13 protein-coding genes and 5 tRNA genes are annotated in these 19,844 nt (G+C 42.3%); all 18 read right to left on the reverse strand.

Features of this window, described 5'->3' with window-relative positions; all coding sequences use genetic code 11:
- Window positions 1-11 precede the first annotated feature (11 nt).
- Window positions 12-4,205 carry a DNA-directed RNA polymerase subunit beta' gene (rpoC, locus tag CQZ96_RS12385; RefSeq protein WP_105714607.1) on the reverse strand — a complete coding sequence of 1,398 codons (4,194 nt, stop codon included), beginning with the start codon at window positions 4,203-4,205 and terminating at the stop codon, window positions 12-14.
- 154 nt (window positions 4,206-4,359) lie between these two features.
- Window positions 4,360-8,448 (reverse strand): DNA-directed RNA polymerase subunit beta, encoded by a 4,089-nt coding sequence (gene rpoB, locus CQZ96_RS12390; protein ID WP_004718475.1) that lies wholly within the window; start codon window positions 8,446-8,448, stop codon window positions 4,360-4,362.
- Window positions 8,449-8,752: 304 nt separating this feature from the next.
- Window positions 8,753-9,118 carry a 50S ribosomal protein L7/L12 gene (gene rplL / locus CQZ96_RS12395; RefSeq protein ID WP_004718477.1) on the reverse strand — a complete coding sequence of 122 codons (366 nt, stop codon included), beginning with the start codon at window positions 9,116-9,118 and terminating at the stop codon, window positions 8,753-8,755.
- Window positions 9,119-9,166: 48 nt separating this feature from the next.
- A complete protein-coding gene (gene rplJ, locus CQZ96_RS12400) occupies window positions 9,167-9,673 on the reverse strand; it encodes a 50S ribosomal protein L10 (RefSeq protein ID WP_004718479.1) in 507 nt (168 codons plus the stop codon).
- Between the two features lie 361 nt (window positions 9,674-10,034).
- Entirely contained in the window at window positions 10,035-10,730 is a 696-nt protein-coding gene (gene rplA, locus CQZ96_RS12405) for a 50S ribosomal protein L1 (RefSeq protein WP_004718482.1), read from the reverse strand.
- Window positions 10,731-10,733: 3 nt separating this feature from the next.
- Window positions 10,734-11,162: a 50S ribosomal protein L11 gene (gene rplK / locus CQZ96_RS12410; protein WP_004718484.1), complete on the reverse strand. Its 429-nt coding sequence runs from the start codon at window positions 11,160-11,162 to the stop codon at window positions 10,734-10,736.
- A 117-nt stretch (window positions 11,163-11,279) separates the two neighbouring features.
- The gene (gene nusG, locus CQZ96_RS12415) at window positions 11,280-11,813 is read right to left on the reverse strand and encodes a transcription termination/antitermination protein NusG (RefSeq protein ID WP_004718486.1); all 534 of its coding nucleotides are present in this window, start codon (window positions 11,811-11,813) and stop codon (window positions 11,280-11,282) included.
- Between the two features lie 7 nt (window positions 11,814-11,820).
- Complete coding sequence (secE, locus tag CQZ96_RS12420; RefSeq protein ID WP_004718489.1) at window positions 11,821-12,261, reverse strand: preprotein translocase subunit SecE; 441 nt, start codon at window positions 12,259-12,261, stop codon at window positions 11,821-11,823.
- A gap of 74 nt (window positions 12,262-12,335) precedes the next feature.
- Window positions 12,336-12,411, reverse strand: a tRNA-Trp gene (locus CQZ96_RS12425).
- 50 nt (window positions 12,412-12,461) lie between these two features.
- On the reverse strand, window positions 12,462-13,652 hold the full coding sequence (tuf, locus tag CQZ96_RS12430) for an elongation factor Tu (protein ID WP_004723653.1): 1,191 nt from the start codon (window positions 13,650-13,652) through the stop codon (window positions 12,462-12,464).
- A gap of 144 nt (window positions 13,653-13,796) precedes the next feature.
- A tRNA-Thr gene (locus CQZ96_RS12435) sits at window positions 13,797-13,871 on the reverse strand.
- A gap of 11 nt (window positions 13,872-13,882) precedes the next feature.
- A tRNA-Gly gene (locus CQZ96_RS12440) sits at window positions 13,883-13,958 on the reverse strand.
- 32 nt (window positions 13,959-13,990) lie between these two features.
- Window positions 13,991-14,074, reverse strand: a tRNA-Tyr gene (locus CQZ96_RS12445).
- A 53-nt stretch (window positions 14,075-14,127) separates the two neighbouring features.
- Window positions 14,128-14,203, reverse strand: a tRNA-Thr gene (locus tag CQZ96_RS12450).
- A 98-nt stretch (window positions 14,204-14,301) separates the two neighbouring features.
- Window positions 14,302-15,795: an anthranilate synthase component I gene (gene trpE / locus CQZ96_RS12455; RefSeq protein ID WP_105713860.1), complete on the reverse strand. Its 1,494-nt coding sequence runs from the start codon at window positions 15,793-15,795 to the stop codon at window positions 14,302-14,304.
- A gap of 130 nt (window positions 15,796-15,925) precedes the next feature.
- Window positions 15,926-16,594 (reverse strand): HAD-IA family hydrolase, encoded by a 669-nt coding sequence (locus CQZ96_RS12460; protein WP_004718496.1) that lies wholly within the window; start codon window positions 16,592-16,594, stop codon window positions 15,926-15,928.
- Between the two features lie 94 nt (window positions 16,595-16,688).
- Window positions 16,689-17,411 (reverse strand): FHA domain-containing protein, encoded by a 723-nt coding sequence (locus tag CQZ96_RS12465; RefSeq protein ID WP_105713861.1) that lies wholly within the window; start codon window positions 17,409-17,411, stop codon window positions 16,689-16,691.
- A gap of 184 nt (window positions 17,412-17,595) precedes the next feature.
- A complete protein-coding gene (gene gspD, locus CQZ96_RS12470; protein WP_105713862.1) occupies window positions 17,596-19,842 on the reverse strand; it encodes a type II secretion system secretin GspD in 2,247 nt (748 codons plus the stop codon).
- Window positions 19,843-19,844: the final 2 nt, after the last annotated feature.

Genomic DNA, 19,844 nt, shown 5'->3' on the forward strand with positions numbered 1-19,844 from the left:
AGCTGTTTAACTTAGAAAGAATCTTCGTTTAAAGCTTGAGAGAATGCTTGATCAACTTCAGAGAAGTCATTTACAAGCTCATGCTCTGCAGCCTCTGCTTCTTGACGACGACGCTCTAAGTGGTATGCAAGACCAGTACCTGCTGGAATCAAGCGACCTACAACAACGTTTTCTTTCAAGCCACGTAAATCATCTTCTTTACCTGTTACAGCCGCTTCAGTTAACACACGTGTTGTTTCCTGGAACGATGCAGCAGAGATGAACGAGTCAGTAGAAAGCGATGCTTTGGTAATACCCATCAATTGACGTTCATACTTCGCAGGGAACTTGTTCTGAGCCAATACCGCTTGGTTTTCGCTCACAACGCGGATGTAATCCACTTGTTCGCCTTTGATAAAGCTTGTATCGCCACCGTCGGTAATGTCAACTTTACGCAACATTTGACGAACGATTACTTCGATATGCTTATCGTTGATTTTTACACCTTGTAAGCGGTAAACGTCTTGAACTTCGTTCACGATGTAGTTGGTTAATGCAACTTCACCTTTCAAACGCAAGATGTCATGTGGGTTTTGTGGACCATCAGAAATGGTTTCACCACGGTTCACATGCTCACCTTCAAACACGTTAATGGTGCGCCATTTTGGAATCAACTCTTCATAAATTTCAGAGCCATCATCTGGTGTAATCACTAAACGGTTCTTACCTTTGGTTTCTTTACCAAAGCTTACAACACCTGAGATTTCAGCAAGAATTGCATGTTCTTTCGGCTTACGTGCTTCGAACAAGTCAGCTACACGTGGCAGACCACCGGTAATATCACGAGTACGTGAAGTTTCTTGTGGCACACGACCAATAACGTCACCAACACCGATCGTCTCACCATCACGAACAGTTACGATCGTGTTTTGTGGCAAGAAGTAGAACTGTTCGCCGCCATCGGTTGTATCCAACACGATTGCAGGACGCAAATCTTTACCAGAAGCAGGACGTGCTGTTACAGGTAAAATTTCAACAGTGGTCATACCCGTTGCATCATCAGTTTTCGATGTTGCAGTTACGCCATCCGAAATTTGGCTGAAGCGTGCTTTACCAGCAACTTCTGTAACCAATGGATGTGTATGCGGATCCCAAGTTGCAACAATACCGCCACCTTCTACAGGTTGACCATCTTTAATCAAGATAGACGCACCGTATGGAAGTTTATAACGCTCACGTTCGCGACCTAAATCATCAGCGATACCGATTTCACCTGAACGTGAAACAGACACCAAGTGACCTTTGGCATGTTGAACAGTTTTAACGTTATGGAAACGAACTGTACCTTTGTTACGTACTTGTACGCTATTTGCAGCAGACGTTCGGCTTGCAGCACCACCTACGTGGAATGTACGCATGGTTAACTGTGTACCAGGTTCACCAATTGATTGCGCAGCCATAACACCGACAGATTCACCTGGATTCACCAAGTGACCACGCGCCAAGTCACGACCATAACATTTAGCACACACACCGAAAGTCGAAGCACAGTTTACAACTGAACGTACTTTAACTTCATCGACACCCGCATCTTCAAGATACGCCGCGATTTTTTCGTCAATCAATGTGTTACGTGGAAGCACAACTTCATCTGAACCCGCTTTTTTCACGTCTTCAGCAGTTACACGTCCTAATACGCGTACACTTAATGGCTCAATGACATCGCCACCTTGAATGAACGGAGTCATTACAAGACCTTCGAGCGTACCACAATCTGGCTCAGTAATAACCAAGTCTTGCGCAACGTCGACCAGACGACGTGTCAAGTAACCAGAGTTTGCTGTTTTAAGTGCTGTATCGGCCAAACCTTTACGCGCACCATGTGTTGAAATGAAGTACTGAAGTACTGTCAAACCTTCACGGAAGTTTGCTTTAATCGGTGTCTCAATGATCGAACCATCTGGTTTCGCCATCAAACCACGCATACCTGCAAGCTGACGGATCTGAGCTGCCGAACCACGGGCACCTGAGTCAGACATCATATAGATACTGTTGAATGATTTTTGCTTCTCGTCTTCACCCTGTTTGTTTTTAACAGTCGTGAATGACAAGTTGTCCATCATCGCTTTGGCAACTTGGTCGTTCGTACGCGCCCAAATATCGACAACTTTGTTGTAACGTTCACCCGCAGTTACGAAACCTTGCTCGAATTGTTGTTCAATTTCACGAACTTCAACTTCTGCTTTTTCGATAATTGCTTGTTTTTGTGGTGGAATCAACATGTCTTCCATACCCACAGAAACACCAGAACGTGTTGCTTGACGGAAGCCCAAGTACATCAATTGGTCAGCAAAGATAACTGTATCTTTCAAACCTAATTTACGGTAGCAAGAGTTAATCAACTTAGAGATGTTCTTTTTAGTCATCTCAACGTTGATTTGTTGGAAATCCATACCTTCAGGAACAACTTCCCAAAGTAAGCAACGACCAGGTGTCGTATCTACAACAATGGTTTGATGCTCACGGTTACCGTTTTCATCAATCACTGTTTGGTGTACACGTGCTTTTACACGCGCATGTAAGTCAACTTGACCTGTTGCAAGTGCACGGTTTACTTCGTGAGTATCCGCAAACACCATGCCTTCACCTTTGGCATTGATTGCATCACGTGTGATGTAATACAAGCCCAAGACAACGTCCTGAGAAGGTACGATGATCGGCTCACCGTTGGCAGGTGACAAGATGTTGTTCGTCGACATCATTAACGCACGAGCTTCTAATTGAGCTTCAAGTGTTAATGGAACGTGAACCGCCATTTGGTCACCATCGAAGTCGGCGTTAAACGCAGCACAAACGAGTGGATGTAAACGGATCGCTTTACCTTCAATTAGAATAGGTTCAAATGCTTGAAGACCTAAACGGTGAAGTGTTGGCGCACGGTTCAACATCACTGGATGTTGACGAATTACAGATGCAAGAACGTCCCAAACTTCAGGAGTTTCACGCTCAACCATTTTCTTCGCAGCTTTAATGGTTGTTGCTTGGCCAGAAGCTTGTAGCTTAGCAAAGATAAACGGCTTGAATAATTCAAGTGCCATTTTCTTCGGAAGACCACATTGGTGCAAACGTAAAGTTGGACCTACAGTAATTACCGAACGACCAGAGTAGTCAACACGCTTACCAAGTAAGTTTTGACGGAAACGACCTTGCTTACCTTTGATCATATCTGCCAAAGATTTAAGCGGACGTTTGTTCGAACCGGTAATAGCACGACCACGACGACCATTGTCCAATAACGCATCTACAGACTCTTGTAACATACGTTTTTCGTTACGTACGATAATGTCTGGTGCAGCAAGGTCAAGAAGACGTTTTAAACGGTTGTTACGGTTGATCACACGACGATAAAGATCGTTCAAGTCAGAAGTCGCAAAACGACCACCTTCAAGCGGGACCAACGGGCGAAGATCAGGTGGAAGTACTGGAAGTACATTCATCACCATCCATTCTGGCTTGTTGTTCGACTCTTTGAACGCTTCCATCAACTTCAAACGTTTAGAGGCTTTTTTAAGCTTCGTTTCTGAAGTTGTGTTCGGAATTTCTTCACGTAAACGAGAAATTTCAGCTTCAAGATCGATGTCTTTCAACAAATCTTGAACTGCTTCTGCACCCATTTTCGCGCTGAATTCGTCACCATGTTCTTCTAACGCTGTGAAGTATTCTTCATCGTTAAGAAGTTGGTACTTTTCCATTGGCGTCATGCCAGGATCAGTAACCACATAAGATTCGAAGTACAATACACGTTCGATATCACGTAAAGTCATATCAAGTAATAAACCGATACGGCTTGGTAATGATTTCAAGAACCAAATATGCGCAACTGGAGAAGCAAGCTCAATGTGACCCATACGCTCACGACGAACTTTTGCAGTTGTTACTTCAACGCCACATTTTTCACAAATGACGCCTTTATATTTCATACGCTTGTATTTACCACACAAGCATTCGTAATCTTTTACTGGACCAAAGATTTTGGCACAGAATAAACCATCACGTTCTGGTTTAAACGTACGATAGTTAATGGTTTCTGGCTTTTTAACTTCACCGTGAGACCATGACTTAATCATTTCTGGTGACGCAAGACCAATACGGATACGGTCAAACTCTACTGGAGCATGACCATCTGAATCCGTCTTTTTGCGCATGATATCGAGCAAGTCTTTCAATTTTTTTCTCCGTGTGTCGAAGCGCTTTTCAGGCTACGACTGGGTCACAAATATTGTTTTTTCACTGAATTTTAATCCCCCTTGATCCCCCTTTTTCTAAGGGGGAAAGTCCCTCTTTCATAAAGAGGGATTTAGTGAGATTCAATGGTGAAGTTTAGTCACCATTTTTCAGTTCAATGTTGATACCTAAAGAACGGATCTCTTTGGTCAATACGTTAAACGATTCAGGCATACCCGGATCCATATAATGGTTACCATCTACAATGTTCTTATAGATGCGAGTACGACCTTCAACGTCATCCGACTTCACAGTAAGCATTTCTTGAAGTGTATAAGCAGCACCATAAGCTTCTAGTGCCCAGACTTCCATCTCACCGAAACGCTGACCACCGAATTGTGCTTTACCACCAAGCGGTTGTTGAGTTACAAGTGAATAAGAACCAGTAGAACGTGCATGCATCTTGTCATCAACCAAATGGTTCAACTTGAGCATGTACATATAACCAACAGTTACTGGGCGGTCAAAACGCTCACCTGTACGTCCGTCATACAATACTGTTTGACCTGTACGTGAGATACCACCAAGCTCAAGTAACTCTTTGATCTGACTTTCTTCTGCACCATCAAATACTGGCGTAGCTAAAGGAACACCTTTACGCAAGTTACCTGATAACACCAAGATTTCTTCATCAGTTAAGCTATCAAGATCTTCTTGCTCGCCACCAACTTTGTTATAAATCTTGTCTAAGAAATCACGAAGCTCAAGAACGGTACGTTGCTCTTTCATCATCTTGTCGATCTTATCGCCAAGACCTTTTGCAGCCATACCTAAGTGAGTTTCAAGAATCTGACCCACGTTCATACGTGATGGTACACCCAATGGGTTAAGTACGACATCAACTGGAACACCATGGATGTCATGCGGCATGTCTTCAACAGGCAAGATGTTTGATACAACACCTTTGTTACCGTGACGACCCGCCATTTTATCACCAGGCTGGATACGACGTTTTACAGCTAAGTAAACTTTAACAACTTTCAAGACACCTGTTGTAAGCTCATCACCTGTAGAAAGTTTGCGTTTTTTCTCAGCAAATTTCTCATCAATCTCGTAGCTCTTCTCTTTCAAGAACACTTGAATTTGAGTTAAGCGTTCAGCGATGCCTTCGTCTGTTGGTTGAACTTCTAAAAGATCAACAAGCTCTAAACCAGACAATACATCTTCAGATAGCTTATCACCGCGCTTGGTCGTACCGCCGCCATTCGACTCTTGGCCTTTTAACAAACGGATAATACGTTCACGAGCAGCTTCTTCGAAGATTTTGAATTCTTCTTTCAAGTCTTTACGATAAGCATCAAGTTGCGCTTTCTCAATCGCTTGAGCACGTTCATCTTTCTCGATACCGTCACGTGTAAACACTTGAACGTCGATGACTGTACCTTTAACGCTTGAAGAAACACGTAAAGATGAATCTTTAACGTCTGCCGCTTTCTCACCAAAGATTGCACGAAGTAATTTTTCTTCAGGGGTTAATTGTGTTTCACCTTTAGGCGTCACTTTACCAACAAGAATATCACCCGCTGCAACTTCAGCACCGATATAAACAATACCTGATTCATCAAGTTTAGATAACGCTGCTTCACCTACGTTAGGAATATCGGCAGTGATTTCTTCCGCACCTAACTTCGTATCACGTGCAACACATGATAATTCTTGAATATGAATTGACGTTAAACGATCTTCTTGAAGAACACGTTCAGATAATAAAATCGAGTCTTCGTAGTTATAACCGTTCCAAGTCATGAACGCGACACGCATGTTCTGACCCAATGCTAATTCACCACCATCAGTTGATGGACCATCAGCAAGAACGTCACCACGGCCGACTTTATCGCCCATGCTCACAAGCACTTTTTGGTTAATACATGTGTTTTGGTTTGAACGCGTGTATTTGATCAAGTTGTAGATATCTACACCTGCTTCACCCGCGATCATTTCATCTTCGTTGACACGAATAACTACACGTGATGCATCTACAAACTCAATGCGTCCGCCACGTTTCGCGATCACACATACACCAGAGTCGTGCGCTACGTTTGCTTCCATGCCGGTACCCACAAGTGGTTTATCAGCAAGCAATGTAGGAACAGCCTGACGTTGCATGTTTGAACCCATCAATGCACGGTTGGCATCATCGTGTTCAAGGAATGGAATAAGTGATGCCGCGACAGATACAACCTGTTGAGCAGATACATCCATATGCGTCACTTTTTCAGGTGGCATACGAACGAAGTCACCTTGGTGACGTACTGAAACGAAGTCTTCTGTTAAATGTCCATCTTTATCCAATGCAGAATCGGCCTGTGCAATAACAGTACCTACTTCTTCAATTGCAGATAAATATTCAACATCATCTGTTACACGACCATCAACAACGCGACGGTATGGTGTTTCCAAGAAACCGAAGTTGTTCGCTTTTGCATAAACAGAAAGCGAGTTGATCAAACCAATGTTTGGTCCTTCAGGTGTTTCAATTGGACATACACGACCATAGTGAGTTTGATGTACGTCACGTACTTCAAAGCCCGCACGTTCACGTGTCAAACCACCAGGCCCAAGCGCAGATACACGACGTTTGTGTGTAATTTCTGACAATGGGTTGTTTTGATCCATAAACTGTGACAATTGGCTTGAACCAAAGAATTCTTTGATTGCAGCAGCAACTGGTTTCGCATTGATCAAATCTTGTGGAGACAAGTTATCTGTTTCAGCTTGGTTTAAACGCTCTTTAACAGCACGTTCAACACGAACTAAACCAACACGGAATTGGTTTTCTGTCATTTCACCAACAGAACGTACGCGACGGTTACCCAAGTGATCGATATCGTCGACTTCACCTTTACCGTTACGAATTTCTACCAATGTTTTCAGTACATCAATGATGTCATCGTTAGAAAGAATACCTTCTACTTCACGAGACTTCTGATCTGTACCTACTTCGTAAGGACGACCCAAACGACGGTTAAACTTCATACGACCCACAGGCGATAAATCATAACGCTCTGTAGAGAAGAATAAGTTATTGAATAAGTTTTCAGCCGCTTCTTTCGTTGGTGGCTCACCTGGACGCATCACTTTGTAGATTTCTACAAGTGCTTCTTCACGACCAGATGTTGTATCTGCACGTAAGGTGTCAGCAACAAAAGAACCACGATCGATGTCATTGGTGAACAGGATATTAAATTGTTTAATACCACCTTCAGCAATTCTGACCAAAATCTCATGACTTAATACAGTGTTAGCAGTAATTACTTCACCGTCTTTAAGTACGATATCTTCAGCAGTAATACGCTCATACAAATATTCATCTGGAACTGGAAGTTTAGTTAAACCAGCAGCTTCCATTTGACGTACATGGCGAGCATTAATACGTTTACCTTGTTCAACAATGGCTTTACCATCATTGTCCACGATATCAAATTGAGCCATTTCACCACGAAGACGTTCAGGCACAAGGTCAATCTGATAGCTACCCATATCAAGATATACAGGTACTTTTTCGTAGAACATATTCAGAATTTGTTCATTGCTATAGCTCAATGCACGTAACACAACAGTCGCAAGCAATTTACGACGACGGTCAATACGTACAAAGACTAAATCTTTAGCATCAAACTCAAAATCTAACCATGAACCACGATAAGGAATAATACGTGCTGAATAAAGCACTTTACCGCTTGAATGCGTTTTACCTTTATCATGGTCAAAGAATACGCCTGGTGAACGGTGTAATTGAGATACGATTACACGCTCAGTACCATTGATGACAAAGGTACCATTCTCAGTCATGAGTGGCATTTCACCCATGTACACTTCTTGTTCACGTACGTCTTTAATAGATTTCGTTTCACGATCTTTGATGATCAAACGAATTTTAACGCGCATTGGTGCCGCAAAGGTTGAGCCACGAAGAATACATTCGCGAACATCAAACTCTGGTTTACCAAGACTATACTCAACGAATTCTAAAGCAGCATTGCCCGAATAACTTTCAATAGGAAAAACTGAACGAAATGCAGCTTGGAGACCGATATCTTCGCGATTTTTTGGTGTTTTGCCGTCTTGCAAGAATGTTCTGTACGAGTCGACTTGAATCGAGAGCAGGTACGGAGCATGCATGACTTGGGGCAATTTACCAAAATTCTTACGGATCCGTTTCTTTTCGGTATATGAGTATGCCATCTGGAGTCCTCGGAAAGTAAACTAAGTCCGCCTGCAGAACGAACTTAGAAGGAATTACGCAGGTCGATATGACCACCACTTTTATACAAATGCTGCAAATTTCAGTGGTACAAAACGCTTAGCAATATTTTTAAAATGGAAAAATATTGCTAAGCGTTTGATTGTGTTTATTTATTTTTAAAATTGATGGTTTTTCTACCAATCAATCTAAAATCGAGCCGATTATTGTAACGCAAAAAGGCTGATGACCCAAGAGCCATCAGCCAATTTTTGGGGTCAAATTAAAATTCGACCCCTAGCGAAATTACTTAACAGTAACTGTAGCACCAGTTTCTTCAAGTTTTTTCTTAAGTTCTTCAGCTTCTTCTTTAGAAACGCCTTCTTTAAGATTTGAAGGAGCGCCTTCTACTAAGTCTTTAGCTTCTTTCAAGCCAAGACCAGTAACTTCACGTACTGCTTTAATTACAGCAACTTTGTTAGCACCGAAAGAAGTCAATTCAACATTGAATTCTGATTGCTCTTCAGCAACAGCAGCAGCAGGACCTGCAGCTACAGCTACAGCAGCAGCTGATACGTTGAATTTCTCTTCGAAAGCAGAGATAAGTTCAACAAGTTCAAGAACAGTTTTTTCAGCAACTGCGTTTAAGATTTCTTCGTTAGTTAAAGCCATGAGAATAACTCCAAATGGATATTGAATGGTGTGTGAAATTTATTAAGCTTATGCAGCTTCTGACTCGTTTTTCTCTTTGAGCGCTGTAATAAGGCGACCCAATTTCGAAATAGGAGCTTGAAGAACATTGGCAAGCATAGTAAGTGCTTTTTCTTGGTTCGGAAGATTCGCGATAACGCTAACGTCAGCACCTTGATAAAGTTTGCCGTCAAATGCAGCAGCTTTAAGTTCAAATGCTTTGTTAGTTTTAGCAAATTCTTCAAACAAGCGAGCAGCTGCGCCCATGTCATCTTCAGAAGTTGAAAAAGCTAGAATAGTTGGACCAACAAGGTTTTCGTCTAAGATATCAAATTGAGTACCTTCGAAAGCACGTTTAGCCAAAGTGTTACGCACGATACGTGTCTTAACACCTAACTTACGAGCTTCAACACGAAGTGTAGTCAATTGTTCAACTGTTAAACCTTGATAGTCAGCAACAACAGCAGCAAACGCGGTAGAAGCAACTTCATTTACTTCCGCAACGATCTGTTTTTTGTCTTCGATAAGAAGAGCCATTGTAAAACCTCCTAACGGTGATTTATGCAATCCACGGACTGCACTCCCAATTCGTAAATCAATCTCTTGACTTACACGCGGAGGAGGAATCAATCACACCACCGCGTCTACTCAGACTGGTATTTTAAGAAGCGAATCCGAAGACTCCCCTCGCCTGAGGTCTTTGACGCTGATAAATTTACATCTATCAATTCAAAGTCCGCCTGATGATCAACAAAGCCATGCTTTATCAATCCACAAGAAGAAAAGCTCAACCTCAATAGAAGCCATCACTCTTTCTTGCGTAAAATTTGAAGTAACACTTCAAATTTCACTCAGGACTTTAAAATTCTTTTATCGCAATATAATTATTGAAAAATAATTATTTAGAAACGTTTTGTACATCAACAACAAGACCAGGACCCATAGTTGAGCTCAAAGTGATCTTTTGGATGTAGATACCTTTAGAAGTCGCAGGTTTTGCTTTCTTAAGGTCAGCAATAAGCGCTTCAACGTTTGAACGAACAGCTTCAGCAGTGAAACCTACTTGACCGATCGCAGCGTGGATGATACCCGCTTTGTCTACACGGTAACGTGCTTGACCAGCTTTTGCATTTTTAACTGCAGTTGCTACGTCAGGAGTTACAGTACCCACTTTAGGGTTTGGCATTAAGCCACGTGGACCAAGGATCGTACCTAACTTACCAACAACACGCATTGCATCTGGAGCAGCAATCACAACGTCGAAGTCTAAGTTACCCGCTTGAATGCTTTCAGCAAGATCATCAAAACCAACGATGTCCGCGCCTTCAGCTTTAGCAGCTTCAGCAGCAGCGCCTTGAGCAAACACAGCAACACGTACAGTTTTACCAGTACCTGCAGGAAGTGTAGTCGCGCCACGAACAACTTGGTCAGATTTACGAGGATCAACACCTAGGTTTACCGCAACATCCAAAGATTCTTTGAATTTTGCAGCAGGTAGGCTGCTAAGAACTTGTACTGCTTCTTCCAAAGTATAAACTTTGTTTGCTTCAATAGCTGCAGCAATGGCTTTTTGACGTTTAGTTAACTTTGCCATGTCTTATAGCTCCACTTCCAAGCCCATAGAACGCGCAGAACCAGCAATGGTACGTACACGTGCGTCTAAATCAGCACCAGTTAAATCTGGTTCTTTAGTAGTCGCAATTTCTTCTAACTGAGCGCGAGTCAACTTACCAACTTTAGTTTTGTTTGGTACAGCAGAACCCTTTTGGATACCAGCAGCTTTCTTAAGAAGAATCGCAGCAGGTGGAGTTTTCATGATGAATGTGAACGACTTATCGTTGTACACAGTGATCACTACAGGAATTGGAAGACCTTGTTCAACTTTTTGTGTAGCAGCATTGAATTCTTTACAGAATGCCATGATGTTAACACCACGTTGACCTAGTGCAGGACCAATCGGTGGAGATGGATTCGCTTTACCAGCTGGAACTTGCAGCTTGATATAGCCGTCAATCTTCTTAGCCATTTCAAATTACCTCTGGGTACAAACGCCTTTTAGAGCTCCCCAACATTTCAAGTAACGATACCGTTACAACAACAATGCCCGATCCATAACAAATCGGGCGCTTTCAAACAGTGCAAATTAAATTGTTTTTTCGACTTGGCGAAATTCCAATTCAACTTGAGTTGGTCGATTAAATACATTAATCGTCAACGTTAAACGTGATTTTTCGTACTGAACTTCTTCCACCACACCTTTAAAGTCTGTGAATGGACCGTCAGTAACAAGTAATTCTTCACCCGGCTCAAACATCGTCTTAGGACGAGGTGCTTCACCTTTATTGTGTACACGTGCAAGAATCGCATCAGCTTCTTTTTGCGTAATTGGTGCTGGCTTTTCAGCTGTACCACCGATGAAACCTAATACTTTTGGACATTCTTTAACAATGTGCCAAGTTTCATCATTCATTTCCATTTCGACTAACACATAGCCAGGAAAGAATTTACGCTCTGATTTACGTTTCTTACCATCCTTCATCTCTACCACTTCTTCGGTAGGAACAAGGACTTCACCAAAACTATCAGCAACAGCGCTACGCTGGATTCGATCATTAAGTGAACGCATCACTTGTTTTTCATAACCTGAATAGGCATGAATAATGTACCAACGTTTCATAGCTCTCTTACCCGATAATAAACTTCATAAACCAACCGATGATATAGTCAAAACACCACAAAATAATTGCGGCAACTACAACAACGAGGAGAACTTGCCATGAAGTGGTTACTGTTTCATGTTTCGTAGGCCATGTAACTCGACGCAATTCGATACGAGAGTCTTTAAGCAAACGAACAAAGCCTTTGCCTTGATGGGTGGCGTATAATAAACCTAAAGCTACGATGATACAAGCTAAAATTACCCCAATACGCACCCAGACACTATTTGCAGGTGCCCAATACGCTGGAAGATATTGATTTGTCATCAACGCACCGCCAAATAAAGCCAATGCTATGATCCACAAAATAAAATCAAATGGAGAACTTGTCTTCACCATTTCAGCAGAATTGTTGCTTTGAGGAATTGCCGCGCCGCCCATTGCGTCACGTGATTTATCATTCGACATTTTTGTACTCGTCGTAGGTTTCGCGACTTATTATATGACCAGTTTAGCCGACATCAAGTTTTTTATTTAAAAAATGGCAGGTCAGGAGGGACTCGAACCCCCAACATTCGGTTTTGGAGACCGACGCTCTACCAATTGAACTACTGACCTATAAACAAACCGAGAGCCTAAACTCTCGGTTAGAACAAACATATTAGCGGTTATGCAGTTACTTTAGCAACTACACCAGCACCAACTGTACGACCACCTTCACGGATCGCAAAACGTAGACCTGGGTCCATTGCGATTGGGTGAATTAGTTCTACTGACATTTCAACGTTGTCACCTGGCATAACCATTTCAACGCCGTCTTGTAATTGGATTGCGCCAGTTACGTCAGTTGTACGGAAGTAGAACTGTGGACGGTAACCGTTAAGGAACGGAGTATGACGACCACCTTCTTCTTTAGAAAGTACATATACTTCTGCGTCGAATTTAGTGTGCGGCTTGATTGTACCTGGTTTAGCAAGTACTTGACCACGTTGTACGTCTTCACGCTTAGTACCACGTAAAAGAACACCACAGTTCTCGCCCGCACGACCTTCATCAAGAAGTTTACGGAACATTTCTACGCCAGTTACAGTTGTTTTAACTGTATCTTTGATACCAACGATTTCAACTTCTTCGCCGACTTTAACGATACCAGATTCTACACGACCTGTTACCACTGTACCACGACCAGAAATAGAGAATACATCTTCGATTGGCATCAAGAATGCTTTATCGATAGCACGTTCTGGTTCTGGGATATAAGAGTCAAGCGCTTCAACAAGTGAAAGTACAGCTGATTCGCCATATTGACCAGCATCACCATTAAGTGCAGCAAGTGCTGAACCACGGATGATAGGAGTGTCATCACCTGGGAAGTCATAAGTAGAAAGAAGTTCACGAACTTCCATTTCTACTAATTCAAGTAATTCTTCATCATCAACAAGGTCACACTTGTTAAGGAATACAAGAATATAAGGTACACCTACTTGGCGAGAAAGAAGGATGTGTTCACGAGTTTGTGGCATTGGACCATCAGTCGCAGCACATACAAGGATCGCACCATCCATCTGAGCAGCACCAGTGATCATGTTTTTAACATAATCGGCGTGACCTGGGCAGTCTACGTGAGCGTAGTGACGAATTGGAGAGTCGTATTCTACGTGTGAAGTATTAATTGTAATACCACGTGCTTTTTCTTCTGGTGCAGAATCGATTGCTGCGTAGTCTTTAGCTTCACCGCCGTAAGTTTTTGCACAAATTGTTGCAATTGCAGCAGTTAAAGTTGTTTTACCATGGTCGACGTGACCAATTGTACCCACGTTTACGTGTGGCTTATTACGTTCAAACTTAGCCTTAGCCATTTGCTCTTCCTCGTTTATGTCGAACACGAGTTAAACAACTCAGCATCGACAATCGTCTAAAAAACTAGACACCTAATACTTGAAAAGCAGACTAATAAGCCTGCTTTTGAGAAACTGGTGTAGAATAATCTACCAAATTGTATCTGGAGCTCTTATCGAGATTTGAACTCGAGACCTCTCCCTTACCAAGGGAGTGCTCTACCACTGAGCTATAAGAGCATCATCTTCGATGGAGCGGGAGACGAGGGTCGAACTCGCGACATGTAGCTTGGAAGGCTACCGCTCTACCAACTGAGCTACTCCCGCTTAATGTTGGTAATTACCACTTATCGAAGTAATGGTGGTGAGAGAAGGATTCGAACCTTCGAAACTTTCGTGGCAGAGTTACAGTCTGCTCCCTTTGACCGCTCGGGAATCTCACCTTTACACTTACTTTCAGTGTTGTTCTTCAACATTATAACACAAAACCTTAAGATGGTGCCGGCACACGGATTCGAACTGTGGACCTACTGATTACAAGTCAGTTGCTCTACCAACTGAGCTATGCCGGCGTTTCTTAGTGTTTCGTACGTTTCGTATCGGAACGGTGTGCAGTTTAGCAAAACTCAGAATCCTTGCAAGTGTTTTTTGCAAAAAAAACCTCAAAAACTCATAAAATCAATCCGTTTGACGATAATTCAACCGCTTTGATCACTGCGCGAGCTTTTATTTGGGTTTCATTCCACTCTGATTCAGGATTTGAGTCGACAACCAAGCCTGCGCCAGCCTGTACATAGACCTTATTTTCACGAATAACACAGGTTCTGATCGCAATCGACATGTCCATTTCGCCATGCCAGCCCAAATAACCCACTGCACCACCAAAAATTCCACGTTTTACCGGTTCAACTTCGTCAATAATTTCCATTGCACGAATCTTTGGGGCGCCTGAAAGCGTGCCTGCTGGAAAAGTTGCCTTAAAAACATCCAAAGCATCGACATCATCCAACACTTCACCTTGTACATTGGAAACAATATGCATGACATGTGAATAACGTTCGATCACCATTTGATCAGTCACTTGCACTTTACCGATTTTCGAGACACGCCCCACATCATTACGGCCTAAATCAATCAGCATTAAATGTTCCGCAATCTCTTTTTCATCAGAAAGCAAATCTTTTTCAAGCGCCAAATCTTCTTCTTTGGTTTTTCCTCGTGGACGTGTACCTGCAAGCGGACGTACAGTCGCGATCCCATTTTCGAGTCGAGAAAGAATTTCCGGTGAAGAACCTACGATATGAAACGGCTTTTGATCTAAAAGGGTCTGCCCTTGCACCAAAAATAAATACGGTGATGGATTGAGATGTCGTAATGCGCGATAAACCTGTAAAGGCTCACCATCAAAATCCGACACCATACGATGCCCAGGAACAACCTGCATCACATCACCAGCACGGATATATTCTTTAACTTTCTCAATTGACTCAAGGAATTTGTCATGCCCAGTCAGTGACTCAAAATGCGGAGCGGTATGTTTTTTAGCAACCAAGCTGATTGGCATAGCCAATAATGCCTCAATCTCATCCAGCTGTTGCTGAGCCTTGGCATAAGCCTCTGTATCATTAACATCTGCATGCACGATTAAAAACAAAGTATCTTTTAAGTTATCAAACACAATGACGGTTTTAGACAACATCATCCATAAGTCAGGCAGTCCAACGGGATCCGCCTCAGGCACATTCTTTAACCGTGGCTCAATATAACGTACTGCGTCATAGCCAAAGTAGCCCACCAAGCCGCCAGTAAAATTAGGCAGTGCGGGTAAATCTTGCTGGGTGGGTACTTTAAACTGCGCTTGAAAATCACGGATATATTGAAATGGATCTGCACATGGCTGGGTATCTATCGAGCCATCTGCCGATTTTATCGTGAGCTGTCCTGCATTACAGGAAAATACGATTGATTCACCCAGTCCAATAATTGAATATCTTGCCCAGTTTTCACCACCTTCGACAGATTCAAAAAGATAAGCTTGTTGATGCTGTTTTAAGCGTGCAAATACAGACAATGGCGTATCTGTATCGGCTAAGCGTTGGCGGTATACAGGGATAAGGTTATAACCCGCTGATTTTAGTTGTTCAAATTGCGCTAAGGTTGTCATCAGGAATTCTCTCTATTTTCGATAATACTAAGTATGGATGTCTCTGCATTTCACTTAGTGACGCCATCGAAAAGTGCGTTTGCTATTCATTCCTCTTCCCTTTTTTCGCAACAATTTAAATATACCGGAGTTAAGCCAAAAGCTCTGTTAAATCATCCACCACTTGTTGTGGCTGACAGAGTTGAATATCTTCACCGTGATTATAACCATAGCTGACCACAATACAATCAACCTCTGCACGGCGTGCAGCCTCGACATCATTACTTGAATCGCCAATCATCAAGGTTTTGTCAGTTGATGACTGATAAGTTTCAACACAATACAACAATGGTTTTGGATGTGGTTTACGCACTTCAAAACGATCACCACCTATTACATCGACAAAATAGTGATCCATTTGCAATTCTTCTAAGATTTTTCGAGCGGGCTGTTCTGGTTTATTGGTCACACAAATCAATTTCTTATTGTTTTCAATTCCCCATTCTAAAAATTCTAAAATTCCAGAGAATGGTTTGGTATCAACACAAGGTTCTGCATTGTAAATTTCCAAGAATGTATCCAAAAGCTGTTGATGCAGTACAGGATCCACTTCACCTTTTAAATACTTCAATGTACTTTCACAAAATAACGAGGTGCCTTTACCAATCCAAACCCGAACCTGTTGTTCAGTGACTTGGGGTAAGTTCAAACGCGCTAGACTTAAATTCATGGCACGATATAAATCAAATGCTGAATCAACCAAGGTCCCATCCAAATCAAATAAAATCAGTTCGCGTTGGTCTAGCTTTGCCACATTCATGATTTACACCTAAATCGAGTTTTAATTTTTAAAAACCAAAATACAAAAAACAAAGGCATGCGATTGCATGCCTTGAGTGTAGCGCATTCGCAAATTATTTAAACAATAGCCATGCAATAATTGCCAAAATGATCAAAATCACCAGTGTTGCCAAACCTAACTTTGCATTTTTCTGAGTTTCGACATGTTCTTCTGCAACAAGTTCAGGTGCTTTGACCTGCTCTACTTTTGGCTGTGTAGCCGCATGAATATCCACACCTTCTGGAATTGGCGCAGGTTTAGGGATTGCTACACCAGAAGGCATACCTTCACGATTGATTTGAACATTGCTATCACGTTCTGAAAGCTCAGGCATGCCCTGTTCATTCATCTGATCTGCCACTGTACGTTCTACTGGGGCAGCTGGTTTAATTTCAGCAGTCGCCACAGCTTCTGCAGGTTGTTGAACTGGCGTTTCTACTGAAGCTACAACCGGTTGAACTTCAACCTCAGGCGCTGCCTGTTCAGTTTGCAAAACAACAGGTTTTACTGGTGCAAGCACATTAAATTTAACACTGGCAAATTGAACAATATCACCGTCCATCAATAGTTTATCTTGATCGATACGGATATCATTCACAAAAGTACCATTGGATGACTTTAGATCTTGAACCCAAAGCGCATCTTCTTTTAATAAGAATGCGGCATGGCGACGTGAAATTTCCGCAGCTTGTAATAACAGGTCTGCATCTTGATGGCGTCCAACCAGCATATCACGGTCAATCGTGACTTCCTGCCCTTCTAACTCACCTGTAATTGCTTGTAATTTCCAAGTCATGATTATCTTCCCATTCTAATTCAAGTCTATCTTAGCATGACATTTCTACAGTGCTAAATCAGCGTAAAACCAAGCTTTATGTTGTCCACGCCACAACAGAACACACCACAATACTTTAACAAGCTATTTTAAATATCAAATAAAGCATGCGATTAGAAGCACTTGTTACGCGAAGCCCACAATGCTACTGCTTACGGATATCATTTGGTTCCTCTGCAACGGGTGTAGTCACTGCATTGCCTTGTACTGCACCTGTCTTGGCACCTGTAGGCACTTTTTGATACTGGCTTGATGGTTGTGCTGTCGGTTGTGGTTGTACCAGCTTAGGTTGCGAACTTGGTGTCGAGCTAAACGGTAGTCGTTGCTGAAAAACATCATCAACATTGGCTGGGAGTTTGGCAAAATTACCATCTTTATCCATCGCCAATTGCAGACTATACAGTTGATCATAACGTTGTTGAGATACACGGCGTATATCTGCATTATCACCAATTATCGTTGGGTGGATAAACACCAATAAGTTACGTTTAGCATTCGATTTGCCTTCCGCTCTAAATAAACGGCCTAAGCCCGGGATATCACCCAAGAATGGTATAGATTGGCGTGTATGAGCTGTATCATCTGAAATCAAGCCGCCTAACACCACAGTTTGACCATGATCTGCAAGCACAGAGGTCTTGATAGAACGTTTACTGGTGACCAAATCCGTTGCCTGCCCTTTATTTTCAGCAACTGCAGAGACTTCTTGTTCTACCTCTAAACGAATCGAACCGCCCTCACCAATATGCGGAATTACCTTTAAGGTCACCCCCACATCCTTACGTTCAATTGAGGTATATGGATTGACGGTGCCACCTGTCCCAGTACTGACTGAACCTGTAACAAATGGAACGTTTTGCCCAACGACAATATACGCTTCTTCATTATCCATTGTGACAATCGATGGTGTAGATAATAAATTTGACTTGGTATTGGCTTTTAAAGCCTGAATCACTGCACCATATAGTCTACGTGAACCGTCTGCACCTTCTTTATAATCTCCTAAGACAAGAGAAGCACCTGGACCAACAGCACCACCTAAACCAGCTGCACCACCTGATAGATAGCCTGCTGCCAATTTAGCTAAACTTGTACCCACTTTATCAAAGTTAATTAAACCTACACCACTGCTTAGATCACCCATTGCCCATTGCACACCGAGTTGATCAGTATCATTACCCTCAACCTCAATAATCGTCGCTTCAATCAATACTTGTTGACGACGTACATCGAGCTGTTGGATGGCAGCCTCTATTTCGCGCATCAGTTGTGGCTCAGCTTTAACCACCAACGCATTTTGAGCACCATCTGCAATAATGCTCACACCATTGGCATTAAAACTGGTGATATTATTTTGATTATTGTTATTTGAGTTGCTGTTTAAATTAATTGCTGGTGTTGAAATACTGCTTCCAGTGCTTGAGCCGGTATTCGATGATGAATTGTTATTATTAAAACTGTTGCTATTGCTGTTGTTAGAACTACTATTAGAAGAATTATTTGAACTAGAATTGACTGCCTGACCAGTAACCAAACCTTGTAAAATTTCAGATAAATTCTTTGCACTGGCATATTTTAATTTAAAGACTTTAAGACCGCCTAAACGATCTGCAGAAGGCACATCCAACATTTCAATCATATTGCGGATACGTTTACGCGTACCTGTATCCCCTTTAATCAAAATACGGTTGGTCCGTGCATCAGCAATAATACGAACCCTTGCCCCAGCAAAGTCTTTCGATGCGCCTGTCGAACTCATGGCATCCAATTGCTTAATGATCTCTTCAGCCTGACTCTGTTGTAAAGGAACAGCTTCAATATCATTTTGCCCAGTACCATCTAAGTTGCGAATAATGGTTTCAAGTTGATAAATATTCGCTGCACGATCAGACACAATTAACGCATTGGTGCCTTGTATTGCCGCCAAATGCGCAAATTGTGGCATTAAAGGACGTAATGCTGGGATCAAATCATTGGGGTTGGTATTTTCCAACCAGATCACCCGTGTTACAACCTGATCACCACGTGCATTATTGCGTGGGTCATAAGGTACACCCGAGTTTTTTACATTACTGTCTGGTACCAAGCGAATGGTATTCCCCGATGGAATAGCCACCACACCATTGACATTCAGCACCCCTAAAAATAGGTCATAAACTTCATTTTTATTTAGAGGTTTATTTGAAATAACCGTGACATTGCCACGTACACGGGGATCGACTGCAAAATTTTTGCCCGTAATATCTGCAACTTCGTTGATAAAAGCCGTGAGATCAGCATCGCGTAAGTTAATTTTCCACGTCTGTGCATGTGCTGCTGTACTGACCGCAACCATCATTGGTGCCGCTGCAACTAAAGCCCAAAGTGGTCGATTGTGATTCAAAAAAGCCATAA

The organism is Acinetobacter sp. MYb10, from assembly GCF_002980175.2.
Lineage (GTDB): Bacteria > Pseudomonadota > Gammaproteobacteria > Pseudomonadales > Moraxellaceae > Acinetobacter > Acinetobacter guillouiae.